This is a genomic window from Candidatus Nitrotoga sp. 1052 (assembly GCF_927312905.1).
Lineage (GTDB): Bacteria > Pseudomonadota > Gammaproteobacteria > Burkholderiales > Gallionellaceae > Nitrotoga.
On sequence record NZ_CAKMHQ010000048.1, the window covers coordinates 20,444 to 34,234 of the forward strand.

The window sequence follows — 13,791 nt, forward strand, 5'->3', positions numbered from 1 at the left end:
TGTATTTATAAAGCGCCCGCAAGCTGTTCCTCAAATCGGCGCTTGAACAAAATTAACACCTGTTACACATCATTGTCAACATCCAGCCTTTTCCAATATGAAAGGAGTCTGAAGGGTTAAAGTATTTCCACCGATGAATCAGCAGAAAGTTGCATTTCTGAATCGGTCATTACGCCGCGAAACATGGTGATTAATATGGAAGAAGCAAAGTTACAGACCTTGGAGCAGATATAGACTTTATCGGACGGATCAACCGGGGTTGCATTCCGAATTTCCAAAGGAGAGCGCAATCAGTACAGCAGGTGACACGATTGGTGCGGCAATATCGTAAGGTCTCTAAATTCCTTGCTGTATTTTGCTTTCGGTATTCTTTGCTTCATTTGACACCTCCGCCTGAAGTTTAAAAAACGTTGGTGTCCCTTTTTTAGCTTATCTTAAGATGTTGGCGTTAAAAATGTCGGACGCACTGAGCATAATTATTCGAGCTGCATTATTTGCACTGACTGGCTCTTTTTTTCTGCAAACACCAGTGCTTCGTCCAATATATTCAGGAACTCATTGACCTTAATCGGTTTAGTGAGATATTGGAAGAATCCCGCCGCCAGGCCGTTCTCGATGTCGCGTGGCATTGCATTGGCGCTCAGGGCAACGACCGGAATGTGAGCCGTGGCCGAGTCGGCGCGCAGGATTTTCAGGGCTTCGAAGCCGCTGATGCCGGGCAGATTGATGTCCATCAGGATTACATCCGGGTGGGATGCGCGCGCAATCTCGATGCCGCTATTCCCGCTCACCGCCGTCAGCAGCCGAATATCGGGATAGCGCGCGATGATTTTTTCGACTAATTTCATGTTCGCCGGATTATCCTCTACATAGAGCAGGGTGTGCAGCTTCGCTCCGCGACGCACAAGCGGTTGGGCCAATACCGATGCTTCGCACCCTTCCATGGAAAGGTGTGGCTCAGCGACCGAGATGAGTTCGAACCAGAACACGCTTCCCACACCGACGGTGCTTTCCACGCCGATTGCGCCCCCCATCAGTTCGACCAGTCGCTTAGCCACCACGAGGCCGATGCCTGTGCCCTCCTCGCTGCCAGCCTCCTGTCCGAGACGGTTGAACGGCTGAAAGAGCTGCTCCATCTGTTCCGGAGGCAATCCCGCACCGCTATCTTTGATGCTGATGCGAATGCGTCCGGGCGTGCTCTCGGTGCATTTCACCTCAACCGTTCCCTGCTTGATGTTGTATTTGATCGAGTTGGAAAGCAGGTTGATAAAAATCTGCTTCAACCGGGTTCGATCGGCACGGACATAGAGAGGGATGTCGAACTGGGGAAAGGTCAGTTTGATGCCACGCTGTTGCGCCTGTGGTTCGATCATGCCCTGGCATTCGAGCATGATTTCGGCCAGCGCCACCGGTTCCTGCGATATCGGTACCTGCCCGGACTCGATCACCGCGAGATCAAGGATCTCATTGATCAACTTCAGCAGATGCCATCCCGCCTGAAGAATATGGACTATGCTTTTCAGTTGTGAGGGCGTTGCCGGCGGGGAGTCGGACTCCATCAGCTGGGCGAACCCGAGAATGGCATTGAGCGGGCTGCGCAGCTCATGGCTCATGCTGGAGAGGAAATCTGATTTGGCGAGGTTCGCCTTGTCCGCCACAGCTCTGGCGCTCTCCAGCTCAATATTCTTTTCTCGCAGCGCCTGATCCAGGCGATTACGTTCTGTGACGTCGCGCGCCGCGGCGAACACGCCCTGTAGCCTCCTGTCCCGATCATAGAGAGTGGTTGCATTGAAGGACACCACGGTTTCCTTACCGTCCCTGGCACGCGCGGTGAGCTCGTAGTTGGTGACCTTCTTTTCGTTCAGCACCAGCTTAATGCCCGCCTCGGCCAGCTCCGGATCGGTGAAGTAATTCTTGAACGGCGCACCGATCAGCTCGTCTCGCGTGCAACCGGTGAGCGCCTCCATCTGCTTGTTGACGTCTGTAATGATGCCGGATGGATCGGTAGTCATCAGCGCGTCGATGTTGGATTCGATGAGAGAGCGCGTGTAAAACTGCTGGTCGCGCAGCCGCTGGTCGAGCTTCTTCTGCTCTTCCTCGATCTGCTTGCGCGCGGAATTGTCGGTACCGATCAGCAGGTAGCCGATGATGGCGTCTTGATCGTCGCGCAGCGCCGTAACTGAGACGACCGCCGGGAAGCGGCTGCCATCCTTGCGGATGTAGGTCAGTTCGTAGATGTCCTCGATGCCGCGCGAGGCCTTGAACACCAATGCTTCGAAGCCCGGCGTAATCGGGGTGCCGAGCTCGGCGCTCAATGCCTTGGCACGCGCGATCACTTCCTTCGGATCGGAAATATCGGCCGGGGTGATCTTGTTCATCACGTCGGCGGCCGCGTAGCCCAGCATGCGTTCCGCACCGACGTTGAAGATCTGAATGACGCCCTTGGCATCAGTGGCAATACTCGAGAAATTGGCGCTGTTGAAAATCGCGCTCTGCAGGGCTCCCGCTTTGAGCAGCGCCTCTTCCGCCTGCTTGCGCGCGGTGTTGTCCGTGCCGATCAGCAGGTAGCCGATGATGGCGTCTTGATCGTCGCGTAGCGCGGTGACTGACACGACCGCCGGGAAGCGGCTGCCATCCTTGCGGATGTAGGTCAGTTCGTAGATGTCCTCGATGCCGCGCGAGGCCTTGAACACCAATGCTTCGAAGCCCGGCGTAATCGGGGTGCCGAGCTCGGCGCTCAATGCCTTGGCACGCGCGATCACTTCCTTCGGATCGGAAATATCGGCCGGGGTGATCTTGTTCATCACGTCGGCGGCCGCGTAGCCCAGCATGCGTTCCGCACCGACGTTGAAGATCTGAATGACGCCCTTGGCATCAGTGGCAATACTCGAGAAATTGGCGCTGTTGAAAATCGCGCTCTGCAGGGCTCCCGCTTTGAGCAGCGCCTCTTCCGCCTGCTTGCGCGCGGTGTTGTCCGTGCCGATCAGCAGGTAGCCGATGATGGCGTCTTGATCGTCGCGCAGCGCCGTAACTGAGACGACCGCCGGGAAGCGGCTGCCATCCTTGCGGATGTAGGTCAGTTCGTAGATGTCCTCGATGCCGCGCGAGGCCTTGAACACCAATGCTTCGAAGCCCGGCGTAATCGGGGTGCCGAGCTCGGCGCTCAATGCCTTGGCACGCGCGATCACTTCCTTCGGATCGGAAATATCGGCCGGGGTGATCTTGTTCATCACGTCGGCGGCCGCGTAGCCCAGCATGCGTTCCGCACCGACGTTGAAGATCTGAATGACGCCCTTGGCATCAGTGGCAATACTCGAGAAATTGGCGCTGTTGAAAATCGCGCTCTGCAGGGCTCCCGCTTTGAGCAGCGACTCTTCCGCCTGCTTGCGCGCGGTGTTATCACGTAAAATGCCGGTGAAGTAACGCTGGCCACCCAGCCACATCTCGCTTACCGCTATCTCCATCGGGAAAATGCTGCCATCTTTGCGCCGGCCCACAACCTCGCGTCCGAGACCGATGGCACGCGCCTCATCGCTCGCACTGTAATACTCGAGAGACCCATTACCATTGTGCTGGTCTCGATCAAGCTCTGGTATCAGCATGCTGAATTTTTGTCCGCTGAGTTCTGCGGCGGTATAGCCAAACATTCGCTCAGCGGCCGGGTTAACTGTCTCGACGGTGCCGTCGATGGCATGCAGGGTGATTATGCCGTCCACCACGGTATTGAGTATCGTCTGGATCTGCGCAGCACTGTCGCGCAAGGCCTGCTGCACTGCATATTCGCCGGTGACATCGCGGAATACCAGAACGGCACCGATTACCTGAGCATCGCGGTCGCGAATTGGTGCGCAACTGTCGGCGATATCGCACTCGCTACCACCGCGTGCTATCAGTACGGTGTGGTTGGCCAAGCCTTGTACCGTGCCATGCGCCAATGTTTCCATCACCGGGATAACGGCGGGTTGACGGGTTTCTTTGTTGATGATGTTAAAAATCTCGTCCACCGGACGACCGGTGGCTTCCGCCTGCGTCCAACCGGTGAGCTGTACGGCAAGAGGATTCAGGAGCGTCACACGCGCTTCGGCATCGGTGGCTATCACTGCATCACCGATGGAGTTGAGCGTAACTGCGAGCTTTTCCTCGCTGACCTGCAAGGTGACGTTGGTCCGTTGCAGTTGTTTATTTGTCTCCTCCTGAATATCAAGCAAACGCTGTCGCTCTGCTTCGATCTGCTTGCGCGCGGTGTTGTCGGTGCCGATCAGCAGGTAGCCGATGATGGTGTTTTGAGCATCACGTAGTGCGGTGACTGACACGACCGCCGGGAAGCGGCTGCCATCCTTGCGGATGTAGGTCAGTTCGTAGATGTCCTCGATGCCGCGCGAGGCCTTGAACACCAATGCTTCGAAGCCCGGCGTAATCGGGGTGCCGAGCTCGGCGCTCAATGCCTTGGCACGCGCGATCACTTCCTTCGGATCGGAAATATCGGCCGGGGTGATCTTGTTCATCACGTCGGCGGCCGCGTAGCCCAGCATGCGTTCCGCACCGACGTTGAAGATCTGAATGACGCCCTTGGCGTCGGTGGCGATACTCGAGAAGTTAGCGCTATTGAAAATCGCGCTTTGTAAAGCTCCCGCCTTGAGCAGCGCCTCTTGACGTCGGTCTTCGGTGATAACCTCAGCCGTGCCAGCGGCGGGGTTGAGAATGGCGGGATCGCGGATTTTTTTGGACATAGCTTACCTCTGTTAAAGTGCGAATTAGTCTGGCGGATCGCGAGGCCGAAGATGTAAATTGCACTAGTTTTCAGTATACTCTTAATCCTGCACAAATAAATTCATGCTGATGCTGGTTCTATCGCACTAACCGAGTAGGGCCGGATTTGGGTGGGTTTATCAAGCGCGCAGTGGGTTAGGATGCAATTAGCCCGCCATCCTGCAGCCCTTTCTATCCCTGATGACCCCTGTTGCTACCATCATGACGAGTTGCGAGCCCTAACTGCGAGAGAGATGGCGATTTATCCAGTCCTGGCCTTGTTGGTGTATCTCAATAAAGGGCGCCTCTAAAAATTCAAGTTTCTAGGCAAGACAAGGCACGAGTAAAAAATTTGAGCGTGGCATATAGTTGATATGTAAGCGATAATTTTTTTCGAGTAACGCCGTATTGTGACGAAAATTGGATTTTTAGAGGTGCCCTAAAGGTTTGCACGGCATTAAACGTATGCCGCACGCTACGAATGAGTTTGCCGTAGTGAGCGCGCGCCGCTGATCTTCTCACTTGCAATTGCAAATCGCCATGATCTGTTTCTTCACTGGCCGCCGATGACTGGTGCGCAGCAGCTGCGAGTTGTGTTTGCAGGCTTCAATCATCAATCGTTCCGTGCTTATCCGGTTAGCACCCACAACGTCCTGAGCTGGATTGATGCCAATACTTTTGAAGTGCCGATCTAATTACTTGTAAACCGTCTTAAGTTCCTGTCTGATTTCGTGTTCTGCAAATGTCTCGTATATACTTATCTGGTGTGTGTTTTTCACATGCATTTTGGATTCCCAAATAGCTGGTTGTTTTGTTTGTAATCAATCTATTGAGTTTAAGAATACACATTTCAGTTGGGATTTTATATTAAAATATCAACGATTATTAAAATTAAATCAATATGTTATGTTTCTGAATGAGAGCTAATTAGTTAATATTGTGTCTGTAGCGCATCACCTAATTGCGCACGAAATAGGGTACTGAATCAACCATGAAAATTCACGAATATCAGGCCAAGGAAATCCTCCGCCAATATGGCGTGCCGACCCCACGCGGATCGGTATGCTTCAGTGTGGATGAGGCCATTGCTGTCGCGCAGCAGTTGGGTGGATCGGTGTGGGTGGTGAAGGCGCAGATTCATGCCGGTGGGCGTGGCCAGGGTGGCGGGGTTAAGGTGGCGAATTCGGTGCAGGATGTTGGCATGCATGCTGGAAAGATTCTTGGCATGCAGTTGGTTACGCACCAGACTAATGCTGACGGGCAATTGGTCAGACGCTTGCTAATTGAGGAGGGCGTGCAGATTGCAAAAGAGTATTACGTAGGGATGGTAATCGACCGTAGCAAGCAGCGTGTCGTGCTTATGGCCAGTAGCGAGGGAGGAATGGAAATCGAGGCAGTCGCTGCGCATTCGCCTGATAAAATTCACAAGATATGGATAAACCCTTCGTCAGGGTTGATAGATGCTGAGGCAGACACTGTGGCACGGCAGATTGGCATTCCAAATGCAGCACTTGCTCAGGCGCGCGCCTGTTTGCAAGGCTTGTACAGAGCCTTCGTGGAAAAGGATGCGATGCTGGCGGAGATCAATCCGCTGGTGCTAACTGCGGATCAGAATTTACTGGCGCTGGATGCGAAATTTAATTTCGATAGTAATGCGCTATTTCGTCATCCAGAGATTGTGGCGCTACGCGATCTGGATGAAGAAGACCCAGCCGAAGTTGAAGCTTCAAAATTCGACCTTAGCTATATCTCACTGGATGGCAATATCGGCTGCTTGGTGAATGGTGCTGGGCTAGCCATGGCGACCATGGATATCATCAAGCTGTATGGCGGCATGCCTGCGAATTTTCTGGATGTAGGTGGTGGCGCCAGCAAGGAAAAAGTAACTGAAGCATTCAAATTGATGTTAAGAAATCCGAATTTGCGCGCAATTTTGGTAAATATCTTCGGCGGAATCATGAAGTGTGATGTGATTGCCGAAGGAGTGGTTGCAGCGGCGCGCGAAGTGCATTTGAAAGTACCATTAGTGGTGCGTCTGGAAGGCACTAACGTTGATCTTGGGAAAAAAATTCTCGCTGAATCTGGCTTGCCTATTATTTCTGCCGGCGATATGGCAGATGCGGCAGCGAAGGTTGTTACTGCGGCAAAGGGGGCATAATGTCCATTCTTATCAACAAAAATACTAAAGTAATGACGCAAGGCATGACTGGTAAAGTCGGTCAGTTTCATACTTTACATTGCAAGAATTATGCAAATGGAGCGAATTGTTTTGTTGCTGGAGTGACTCCCGGCAAGGCCGGACAAAGCTATGAAAGTATTCCAATATTCAACAGTGTAATGGAAGCTCGTGTGCAAACCGGGGCAACGGTCTCAGTAATTTACGTGCCACCTCCCTATGCTGCTGCGGCGATTGACGAGGCGGTGGAAGCAGGGCTGGAGTTGGTGATTTGCATCACCGAAGGCATACCCGTACATGACATGCTACGCACTCGTTACAAAATGCAGGGCAAGAAGACGCTGCTGATTGGCCCGAATTGTCCAGGACTGATTACACCGGACGAAATTAAAATTGGCATCATGCCCGGGCACATCCACCGTAAGGGACGTATAGGCGTGGTGTCGCGTTCGGGAACGTTGACATATGAGGCGGTTTGGCAGCTGTCAGAGCTGGGCTTCGGGCAATCTTCCTGCGTCGGAATAGGCGGCGATCCGATCAATGGCATGAAGCATTTGTCTGTAATGAAATTATTCAACGATGACCCGGAGACCGATGCTGTGGTGATGGTGGGCGAAATTGGTGGCAGTGATGAAGAAGAATGCGCGCACTGGATCAAGAGCAATATGCAAAAACCCGTGGTCGGCTTCATTGCCGGGATTACCGCGCCGCTTGGTAAGCGTATGGGGCATGCTGGTGCAATTATTTCCGGGGGTCAGGGCGGTGCCGAGGACAAACTGGCAGTGATGGAAGAATGTGGCATACACATCACGCGCAACCCGGCTGAAATGGGCAAAATGATGAAACATGTTTTAAAAGTATAAGTCTCTGATTGGAAGTGTTACCCATCTCGTAATTTTTGGTGTCAAGATGAAAATCATCGTTCCTGATTTGTTATTCTTTTACTTGGTGGTTTAAGAGGCTACGATACTCATGTAGCTCTCCTCACAAACAAACTTACAAAATTTTCTCTTCAAGCTGGAATCTGATACTGACAAAAAAGGAAGAAGAATGATTTTAGTAACAGGTGGAACCGGTTACATCGGCTCGCATACGGTTGTTGAGTTGATGCTGGCTGGGTTCGAGATTTTGATTGTTGACAATTTTTGTAACAGCAAGGCAACGGTTCTTGATCGTATTGAGCGTATTGTCAGACGTCGACCGGGATTTGTTGAGGCTGATATTCGTGATCGGCACGCGATGCAGGCACTTTTTGCACGGCATCATTTTGATGCGGTAATCCATTTTGCTGGTTTGAAAGCGGTAGGCGAATCCGTGGCACAACCGTTACGCTACTACGACAATAACGTCTATGGCAGTTTGGTGTTATTTGAGATGATGGCCGAGGCGCGGGTAAAAACGCTCGTTTTTTCTTCTTCTGCTACAGTTTACGGTGACCCTGCTTCAGTTCCAATTTTGGAGAATTTTCCGCTTGGTGCGACCAATCCATATGGTAGAAGCAAGCTGATGGTCGAGGAGGTGCTCCGTGATCTTGCGATAGCTGATCCTTCATGGCGAATTGCGTTGCTTCGTTATTTTAATCCTGTAGGCGCGCATGAAAGCGGTTTGATTGGCGAGGATCCCACTGATATTCCGAATAACCTGCTTCCTTACATTGCTCAAGTGGCACAAGGTCGGCGTGAGGTGCTGTCGATTTATGGTGATGACTATCCAACCATTGATGGCACTGGCATGAGAGATTATATTCATGTTGTTGATCTTGCTATTGGTCATGTCAAGACTCTTGAAAAGCTAGCTGATCAGACTGGAGTGGCCACCTATAATTTAGGCACGGGGCGGAGTAATAGCGTCTTGGAGATGGTGCGCGCCTTCGAGCAAGCCAGTGGGCGGAACATACCCTATAAAATAGTGGGACGCCGCCCAGGGGATATCGCGACATGTTACGCAGACACTACGCTGGCAGAACGCGATCTGGGTTGGAAAGCTGAGCGAAGTATAGCGCAGATGTGTGCTGACTCTTGGAGATGGCAGTCTTTAGGGAACCTCGATAAAATTTAAATTTACCATATCGTTTTCGGTATTCTTTGCTGCATTGGACACCTCCGTTTCAAGTTTAACAAAACGTTGGTGTCCATTTTTTCAGCTTACATCAGTATCGCGGGTTGTTTAGGTAACAGAGATTACTTGGCGACTTGTTTTTCGCGGATCTCATCCAGCGTTTTGCAGTCTATGCACAACGTAGCAGTCGGTCGCGCTTCCAAACGGTTCAGTCCAATTTCTATGCCACAATTTTCACAATATCCATAATCACCGCTATTTATTTTGGCCAACATTTCGTTGATCTTCTTGATCAGCTTGCTCTCGCGATCACGATTACGCAGTTCTAAAGTCATGTCTGATTCTTGACTTGCGCGATCATTCGGATCGGCAAACACAGTGGCATCATCCTGCATGGAGTGCACCGTACGATCAATGTCTTCACCCAGTCCAAGCTTGATGCTGTTCAGAATACTGCGGAAATGATCCAGTTGCTTAGGGTTCATATAAGCTTCCCCCTTCTTGGTTTTGTAAGGGGTAACGGGTTTTGTGGGTTGTACCGACATCAAATATCTCCAGAAACATACAAACAAAATTTAAAAACCGCGCTTTAATACCAGAAATGCAGCGCCACCGCAACTAAATTCGCCACTCTTCCTGCATGAAAAAGCGCCTGGAAGCCAAGTTAAATAGTCAATAACAGCTTGTAAAGTAAGTCAGGTTTTGCGAGTTACTGCTAAGCATACCCCTACTAAAACTACTTCTACAAGATAAAAACCCCCTGCCTCTTAAGCATGGACACCAATAGAATAAGAGGCAGTCCGACTAGAGCGGTAGGGTCGTCACCCTCCATCCGACTAATAAGTGCGATGCCCAAACCTTCTGATTTCGCGCTACCTGCACAGTGATAAGGCTGCTCCTTTAGTAAATAGGATTCGATTTCGTCGTCGCTGAAATTGCGAAAACTGACGCAATTTTTCGCCATTTCAGTTTCAATTTCGTCATTGCGCGCATTCAACAAAGTCAGTGCAGTATAAAAATTCACGCTGTGTCCACGCATAGTACGCAATTGGCGTACAGCATTTTCATGAGTGAGAGGTTTGCCTAGCTGTTGCTCACCTAATAATGCGACCTGATCTGAGCCTATAATCAGAGCATCTGGATAATGGATCGCCACTGCGCGCGCTTTTTCACGGGAAAGCCGCCATGCGACTTGTTTAGCGCTTTCACCAGGTAGAGAAGCTTCGTCTACGTCAGGAGCAGCAATTTCAAATGGGATTTTCAGGCGTCCCAAAAGCTCACTGCGGTAAATCGAAGTAGAAGCGAGAATAAGCGGCTGATTCAAAAAATTTCCCTTGGTAGACGCCTCTGAAAATTGGGAAAAGCGCCTGCACAAATTTCACTATAACCCGCGCAGCATGTTATCACTATCTGGTAGAGCGTTGCACGGTGTATCTAACTAACGATGAATGCAGCCCGGTCTTCGCATCTTAACCGCATTTCCTGATTTACAGCTGTAGCCACCTGTTGCAGCTCAAACGCAAACCAAGCAAAGTTCAACAATATTGCCCGGCAGCATAACCAGATGACCATGCCCACTGAAAGTTGTAGCCGCCCAGCTGACCTGTAACATCAACCACTTCACCGATAAAATACAGACCCTTCACCTCATTGGCTTCCATGGTTTTAGACGATAAGGCATGGGTGTCAACACCACCGCAGGTAACTTCTGCCTTGGCATAGCCCAATGTGCCGCTAGGCGTAATTTGCCAATTATGCAGTTTGGCGGCAAGCGCAGCGATCTCCTTATCCGAATATTGGTTAATTGGCTTATTACCGGAAAGATTATTTCCGGCCAACTGGGCGCACCATGTTTCAATAAATCGCTTGGGCAAATATTGCGCAAAAAAGTTGCTTAGCAACATGCGGCTGTCTCGCTGCTGCGCGAACAATTTCAGTGTGTCATGATCCGGCAGCAAATTAATGTGCAGCGGCTGGCCCGGCTCCCAATAAGAGGAGATTTGCAAGATGGCAGGGCCACTGAGGCCGCGATGGGTAAAAAGGAGATTTTCGCGAAAAACCTGTTCACCATAACTTACCTCCGCATCAACGGAAATTCCGGCGAGATCAACATAAGGTGCCCAATCATCCGGATGAAAACTCAATGGCACCAACCCCGGCTTGAGTTTGGTCACGGGAATGTCGAATTGCTGCGCGACTTGGTAACCAAACGGTGTTGCGCCAATCTTGGGAATAGACAGGCCACCGCTGGCAATCACCAAGGACTGCGCGCGAAATATGCCATGATTGGTATTGCAGCTAAATCGTGCGGCAGACGGATGCGTATTGCCTCTTACTTCGGACTCATCTCCTGCTTGCGGAAAAGGGGGATTGAGGCGCTCAACCTTATGCACTTCGCAAGACATAAGCCAACGTACTCCCGCTGCATCGCATTCGTTTTTTAGCATCGCAATAATGGCTGCCGATCCTTCGTCACAAAATAGTTGCCCGAGTTTTTTTTCGTGATAACCGATGCCTTGCTGGTTAAGCCAAGCGATGAAATGCTGGGGGGTGTAGCGCGCCAATGCGGAGCGGCAAAAATGCGGATTGCCAGATAGGTAATTTTCCGGCTTGGCGTACAAATTGGTGAAGTTGCAGCGGCCTCCACCGGAGATGCGGATTTTCTCCGCCAATTTTTTAGAATGATCAAGCAGCTGTACAGAGCGCCCTCGACGTGCAGCCTCGATGGCGCACATCATGCCAGCCGCGCCGGCACCGATGATCAACACATCCACATTGACACTCATCACAACAGACAACTAGCCGCTTTCAACAGCCTGTCAGCTTAGCCATGCTTCTAATATTATGCATCACGGCTGCACCTCCAAAAGCTCTAATTGTTTCCACATACATGCGCCCTTACTGGCTTTATCTATATCGGCCAACTGCTGCGCGTGTTGCGCCAACTCGTCAACGTTAGCAGGCAGCACACGCAGTTTCAAACGCGACAAATCTGCAAAAACAATGATCGGCTCTTCGTCCTGTTCATTGCTCCCATCATCAAGCAAACTTTTCTGTCCGCGCGTCATGGACAGATAAACCTCCGCCAACAGCTCAGTATCCAATAGCGCGCCATGCAAGGTGCGGTGAGAATTGTCGATCTGATAACGGTCACACAAGGCGTTCAGATTGTTTTTCTTGCCGGGATGCAACTCCTTGGCCAACTTCAGTGTGTCAATGACGCTCGCACAATAGTTATTTAACCCAGGCAATCCAGTTAGTTCCAGCTCCTTATTGAGGAACCCGACATCGAACGGCGCATTGTGAATGATGAGTTCCGCACCGCGGATAAACTCAAGTAGCGCTGGTGCAATCTCAGCAAATTTCGGTTCGTCCTGCAGACGCTCCAGTGTCAGACCATGTACCTCGGCCGCTCCCGCATCAATCTCGCGTTCCGGGTTGAGGTAGCGGTGAAAACGTCGATCGGAAACTTTGCGGTTGCATAATTCGATAGCCGCCAGTTCAATGATGCGGTGCCCTTTCCCTGGATCCAAGCCGGTGGTTTCGGTATCCAACACGATTTGTCTCATTTCATGCTTTCATTCAACAGTTGCTCAATACCGCGATTGGCCAATTCATCGGCACGCTCGTTCCCATCATGCCCGGCATGTCCTTTAATCCACACCCACTGAACATGATGCTTGCCCGCTAGCTCATCCAGCTTGCGCCACAAATCCTCATTTTTGACCGGCTTCTTGTCGGCAGTCTTCCAGCCACGCTGCTTCCAGTTATGCACCCAGATACTAATGCCTTGCTGCACATACTTTGAGTCGGTATGCAGGATCACCCGGCACGGCCGCTTCAATGCCTCCAACGCGCGGATCGCGGCCAGCAGTTCCATGCGATTGTTGGTTGTATGCGCCTCGCCACCGCATAGCTCGCGCTCCTTGCCCATAATTTGTAACAGCGCGCCCCAGCCGCCCACGCCGGGATTCCCCTTGCAAGCCCCATCAGTATAAATTTCTACTATATCTTCACTTACTGTCACAAGTTCGCTCATTCGGGTTCCGTTTTTGTGCATTGTGATATTTCCCTATTCAGCTTAGGCGTTGCCGGTAGCAGCTTACCAACTAGTCCCTCGCTCCATTTTGGCTTGATCAGGTTCATTCCGGGCACATGCTTGATCGCCTGCAAAAAATATACCCCGCCCCACACTGCCCACCAGCGATCGCCCGCTGGCTCCATAAAATTAAAACGGTTAAGCCAATTTGGATTCGTGAGCGGAGGTGCGTAACAGGCAAAACGCCCCGTTACCACCTCAAATCCCAGCAATGCCAGCCAATCCTTCAATCGCGACAAAGCAATAAAATCTCCACGCCAGGGGAAATTCGTCTGCGAACCCAAAACGCGTCGAGCCCCCCACAGACTACGTGGATTGAAGCCGCTGATGATGACATTTCCTTCCGGCCTTAACACACGCTCAACCTCACGTAAAATTTGATGAGGATGGGCATTGAATTCCAGTACATGCGGCAGAAGCACCAAATCCAAGCTACTGCATTCGAATGGCAATTCATCCATATCCAGCCGTACTTGCACCCCAGCCTCGTTCCCCACAATGGCGCGCAGCGGCATACGGCTGGCACGCAAAAAATCATGCTCGGCCAGCCCGAGTTGCAGGGCATTGAAACCAAAAATATCAGTCACACTGTGATCAAACAATGTTTGTTCGCACTCCAGCAAATATTTTCCTGGCGGCGTGGCAAACCAATCATTCAGCGTATTTGTGGTTGACATGCAATACTCTTTCACTCGAGTATAGCCAAATA

Annotated in this window: 10 protein-coding genes; 3 read left to right on the forward strand and 7 right to left on the reverse strand. The window is 51.3% G+C overall.

Features of this window, described 5'->3' with window-relative positions; all coding sequences use genetic code 11:
* Positions 1 to 476: 476 nt before the first annotated feature.
* The gene (locus tag MJ768_RS10005) at positions 477 to 4,730 is read right to left on the reverse strand and encodes a PAS domain S-box protein (protein WP_239291262.1); all 4,254 of its coding nucleotides are present in this window, start codon (positions 4,728 to 4,730) and stop codon (positions 477 to 479) included.
* A gap of 1,010 nt (positions 4,731 to 5,740) precedes the next feature.
* On the opposite strand from MJ768_RS10005, the gene sucC reads away from it, so the two are divergent.
* From sucC to galE, 3 genes are all read left to right on the forward strand, one after another.
* On the forward strand, positions 5,741 to 6,907 hold the full coding sequence (gene sucC / locus MJ768_RS10010; RefSeq protein ID WP_239291272.1) for an ADP-forming succinate--CoA ligase subunit beta: 1,167 nt from the start codon (positions 5,741 to 5,743) through the stop codon (positions 6,905 to 6,907).
* On the forward strand, positions 6,907 to 7,788 hold the full coding sequence (sucD, locus tag MJ768_RS10015; RefSeq protein WP_239291274.1) for a succinate--CoA ligase subunit alpha: 882 nt from the start codon (positions 6,907 to 6,909) through the stop codon (positions 7,786 to 7,788). The genes sucC and sucD overlap by 1 nt, the downstream gene beginning before the upstream one ends.
* 187 nt (positions 7,789 to 7,975) lie before the next feature.
* Positions 7,976 to 8,983, forward strand: coding sequence for a UDP-glucose 4-epimerase GalE (gene galE, locus MJ768_RS10020; protein ID WP_239291276.1), 1,008 nt, complete (start codon positions 7,976 to 7,978; stop codon positions 8,981 to 8,983).
* 122 nt (positions 8,984 to 9,105) lie between these two features.
* On the opposite strand, the gene dksA is transcribed toward galE, so the two are convergent.
* From dksA to MJ768_RS10050, 6 genes are all read right to left on the reverse strand, one after another.
* Entirely contained in the window at positions 9,106 to 9,528 is a 423-nt protein-coding gene (dksA, locus tag MJ768_RS10025; protein WP_239291286.1) for an RNA polymerase-binding protein DksA, read from the reverse strand.
* A gap of 197 nt (positions 9,529 to 9,725) precedes the next feature.
* Positions 9,726 to 10,307: a Maf family protein gene (locus tag MJ768_RS10030; RefSeq protein ID WP_239291296.1), complete on the reverse strand. Its 582-nt coding sequence runs from the start codon at positions 10,305 to 10,307 to the stop codon at positions 9,726 to 9,728.
* A 211-nt stretch (positions 10,308 to 10,518) separates the two neighbouring features.
* A complete protein-coding gene (locus MJ768_RS10035) occupies positions 10,519 to 11,769 on the reverse strand; it encodes an NAD(P)/FAD-dependent oxidoreductase (RefSeq protein ID WP_239291443.1) in 1,251 nt (416 codons plus the stop codon).
* Between the two features lie 63 nt (positions 11,770 to 11,832).
* Positions 11,833 to 12,552, reverse strand: coding sequence for a DNA polymerase III subunit epsilon (gene dnaQ / locus MJ768_RS10040; RefSeq protein ID WP_239291298.1), 720 nt, complete (start codon positions 12,550 to 12,552; stop codon positions 11,833 to 11,835).
* Entirely contained in the window at positions 12,549 to 13,022 is a 474-nt protein-coding gene (gene rnhA / locus MJ768_RS10045; RefSeq protein WP_239291308.1) for a ribonuclease HI, read from the reverse strand. Before rnhA ends, dnaQ begins: the two co-directional genes overlap by 4 nt.
* Positions 13,019 to 13,759 carry a class I SAM-dependent methyltransferase gene (locus MJ768_RS10050; RefSeq protein WP_239291310.1) on the reverse strand — a complete coding sequence of 247 codons (741 nt, stop codon included), beginning with the start codon at positions 13,757 to 13,759 and terminating at the stop codon, positions 13,019 to 13,021. Before MJ768_RS10050 ends, rnhA begins: the two co-directional genes overlap by 4 nt.
* Between the last annotated feature and the right edge of the window lie 32 nt (positions 13,760 to 13,791).

What these genes read in the sequence shown, in the direction of transcription:
- galE (WP_239291276.1), top strand. Translation starts at nt 7,976, where the DNA reads ATGATTTTAGTAACAGGTGGAACCGGTTACATCGGCTCGCATACGGTT.
- MJ768_RS10050 (WP_239291310.1), bottom strand. Translation starts at nt 13,759, where the DNA reads ATGTCAACCACAAATACGCTGAATGATTGGTTTGCCACGCCGCCAGGA.
- MJ768_RS10005 (WP_239291262.1), bottom strand. Translation starts at nt 4,730, where the DNA reads ATGTCCAAAAAAATCCGCGATCCCGCCATTCTCAACCCCGCCGCTGGC.
- dnaQ (WP_239291298.1), bottom strand. Translation starts at nt 12,552, where the DNA reads ATGAGACAAATCGTGTTGGATACCGAAACCACCGGCTTGGATCCAGGG.
- dksA (WP_239291286.1), bottom strand. Translation starts at nt 9,528, where the DNA reads ATGTCGGTACAACCCACAAAACCCGTTACCCCTTACAAAACCAAGAAG.
- rnhA (WP_239291308.1), bottom strand. Translation starts at nt 13,022, where the DNA reads ATGAGCGAACTTGTGACAGTAAGTGAAGATATAGTAGAAATTTATACT.
- sucC (WP_239291272.1), top strand. Translation starts at nt 5,741, where the DNA reads ATGAAAATTCACGAATATCAGGCCAAGGAAATCCTCCGCCAATATGGC.
- MJ768_RS10035 (WP_239291443.1), bottom strand. Translation starts at nt 11,769, where the DNA reads ATGAGTGTCAATGTGGATGTGTTGATCATCGGTGCCGGCGCGGCTGGC.
- sucD (WP_239291274.1), top strand. Translation starts at nt 6,907, where the DNA reads ATGTCCATTCTTATCAACAAAAATACTAAAGTAATGACGCAAGGCATG.